The organism is Paracoccus sp. UBA5162, assembly GCF_002413585.1.
GTDB lineage: Bacteria > Pseudomonadota > Alphaproteobacteria > Rhodobacterales > Rhodobacteraceae > Paracoccus.
In genome coordinates, this window is sequence record NZ_DHXG01000013.1 from 10,328 (window position 1) to 13,055 (window position 2,728).

Annotated in this window: 3 protein-coding genes and 1 pseudogene; all 4 read left to right on the plus strand. The window is 72.0% G+C overall.

Features of this window, described 5'->3' with window-relative positions; translation table 11 throughout:
- Positions 1-233: 233 nt before the first annotated feature.
- Positions 234-1,193 (plus strand): AAA family ATPase, encoded by a 960-nt coding sequence (locus B4A72_RS01425; RefSeq protein WP_292954484.1) that lies wholly within the window; start codon positions 234-236, stop codon positions 1,191-1,193.
- Entirely contained in the window at positions 1,187-2,017 is an 831-nt protein-coding gene (locus B4A72_RS01430) for a DUF58 domain-containing protein (RefSeq protein ID WP_292977989.1), read from the plus strand. The genes B4A72_RS01425 and B4A72_RS01430 overlap by 7 nt, the downstream gene beginning before the upstream one ends.
- Positions 2,014-2,355, plus strand: coding sequence for a hypothetical protein (locus tag B4A72_RS01435; RefSeq protein ID WP_292954478.1), 342 nt, complete (start codon positions 2,014-2,016; stop codon positions 2,353-2,355). Before B4A72_RS01430 ends, B4A72_RS01435 begins: the two co-directional genes overlap by 4 nt.
- Positions 2,352-2,728: pseudogene (locus tag B4A72_RS01440) on the plus strand (hypothetical protein); the annotation flags it as partial. The gene B4A72_RS01435 and the pseudogene B4A72_RS01440, both read left to right, overlap by 4 nt.

Here is a 2,728-nt window from a genome sequence, read left to right on the forward strand (position 1 = left end):
AACCAACTGAGCTACTCCGCCACGGGTGGGGGCGATGTAAGGGAGGGCGCAGGGGGCGTCAAGCGGTTTTCACCCGGTTTCTCGTGGCATCAAGACAGGTTCGCCCGGTCGGTCGGACCGGCGCCGGGCCGCGCGCCGATCAGACCAAAGTGGCATGGGCGATTGGTCGATCCGGGCTGGCGCGGCGCGCGCTTGCGCGGCAGACTGGCCCCGTTCAGCGCAAGGAGGAGGCGATGAACGACGTCCGGGTTGAAACCGATGCCATCGCGCGTCTGGGCGGTCAGATCGGCGCGGCGCTGATCGGTCACGACATGCTGGTGGAACGGCTGCTGATCGCGCTGCTGGCCGGCGGCCATGTGCTGATCGAAGGGCCGCCGGGCATCGCCAAGACCCGTGCCGTCAAACATCTGGCCGCGCATCTTCCGGGCAGCCATGCGCGCATCCAGTGCACGCCCGATCTGCTGCCATCGGATCTGACAGGCACGCAGGTCTTCCGTCCCGAAACCGGGCATTTCGACTTCATGCCCGGTCCGATCTTCCACAGTCTCGTGCTGGTGGACGAGATCAACCGCGCGCCCCCCAAGGTGCAATCCGCGCTGCTGGAGGCGATGGCCGAGCGTCAGGTGACATCGGGCGGCATCACGCGACCGCTGCCCGATCCGTTCATGGTCGTGGCCACGCAGAACCCGATCGAACACGAGGGCACCTTTCCGCTGCCCGAGGCGCAGCTTGACCGCTTCATGCTGCATCTGCGGCTGGATCTTCCCGATGCGGTGGCCGAACGCGCGATCCTCGATCTGGTCGAGGCCGAGGGCATGGCGCCGCCCTCTGACGTTCCGAATGTCGTCACGGCCAAGGATCTGGCGCGGGCGCGTGACCGCGTCTCGCGGGTGCATCTGGCTCCGGCGCTGAAGGATTTCATCGTCCGGCTGGTCATGGCGACGCGACCCGGCGGCGCGGTGGCGGAATGGGTTGAACATCCGGTATCGCCGCGTGGTTCGCTGGCGCTGGCGGCAGGGGTGCGCGCGCGTGCCTGGCTGCATGGCCGCGATCACGGCTTGCCCGAGGATGCCGAGGCGCTGGCCGCAGATGCACTGTCGCACCGGATGGTGCCTGCGTGGCAGGCTGTCAGCGAAGGGCGAAGCAGGCGGTCCCTCGTTGCCGATGCGCTAGCCGCGGTGCGACCGTGGTAGTTCCGGCCGGCTTGCCCGATGTCGCGGGGATCCGGCTGCAAGCGGCCGAACTGCTGGCCCTGCGCGACGAAGCGACGGCCCCCGAAAGACAGCGTCCTGCCACCCGGCGGACCGGAGCGGTGGCGGCGCGACTGCCCGGCAGCGGCATGGATCTGCGCGAGATCCGCGCCTATGTCGCGGGGGACGATCCGCGCCGGCTGGACCCGGCGGCGACAGCGCGCACCGGCCAGCCGCATGTGCGCAGCCTGCACGAGGATCGCGACGACACCACCCTGCTGGTCGCCGATTTCCGCGCGCCGATGCTGTGGGGCACCGGCGCGGCCTTGCGATCGGTCCGCGCCGCGCGGCTGCTGGCGCGGGCCGGATGGCTTGCGGCGCGGCGCGGCGGCTCGGTCGCGGTCCTGTCGGTCTCGGGTGCGGGACTGGCCGAGATGCCGTCCGCCACGGGCGAGGCGCAGATGGCCGCGATCGCGCGATTGCTGGCGCATCAGCACGATCGCGCGCTGGCCGAACCGGGCGCGCCCGGCCTGACCGAAGCGCTGTCCCATGCCGCCCGGCTGGCGCCCGCCGGCGGGCGCGTGGTGCTGGCGACTCTGCCGGGCGGCTGGTTGCAGGCCGAGGCGGCGCTGACCGGGCTGTCGCGGCGGCGCATGGTCAGCGTCGCGCTGGTGCTGGACGAAGCCGAAATCGCGCCCCCGCGCCCGGCCCTGACCATCAGCGACGGCCAGCGCAGCCGTCTGGCACGGTTGCTGGCGCCCGATCTGCGGCCAGAGATCGCGCGCCTGCGCGCCCTTGGCGCCAGCCCGGTCGAGGTCCGGCCGTGACGCAAGATCAGTTGCTGGCGGCCCTGGCCCCGCCGCGCCTGCCGGCTGGCATGGCGGTCATGGACTGGCGCGAGGATCTGGGCCTGCTGGGCCTGGGATTGCTGGTCGGATTGGCGCTGTTTCTGGCGCTGCGGCCCTGTCTCGACCGCCGCCCCTCGCGCCGGGCGCTGATCCGCGCCACCCGCGGATTGCCCGGCCCCGAGCGGATCCTTGCCGTGGCCCGGATCCTGGGCCACCTGCCCGACGCCTTGCGCGCCGCCGCCTATGGTGCCGCGCCGCCCCCCGATGACGGCCGGATCGAGCGTGTCGCCCTGCGCAGCCGCAGGAAGCGGGGATGAGCCTGTCCGCGCCGCTGCTGCTGATCCTTCTGCCGCTGCCGCTGCTGGTGCGCTGGCTGACCCCGCCCCTCGCCGTGCCTCGGCCTGCGCTGATCCTGCCTGCGCATCTGGCTGCGGCGGCCGCGGCAGCCGGCGTCGCGAACCGACGTCGCGGTGTCTGGCTGGCCGGGCTTGGATGGCTGCTGCTGGTGGTGGCTCTGGCCGGCCCGCGTGTTCAGGCGGTCAGCGACATCGTTCCGGCCTCGGGGCGCGACATCGTTCTGGCGCTGGATCTGTCGGGCAGCATGATGAAAAAGGATTTCACGCTGGACGGCGGGCCGGTGACGCGGCTGGAGGCGGTCAAGCGCACGGCGGCGGCCTTCGTCGCGTCGCG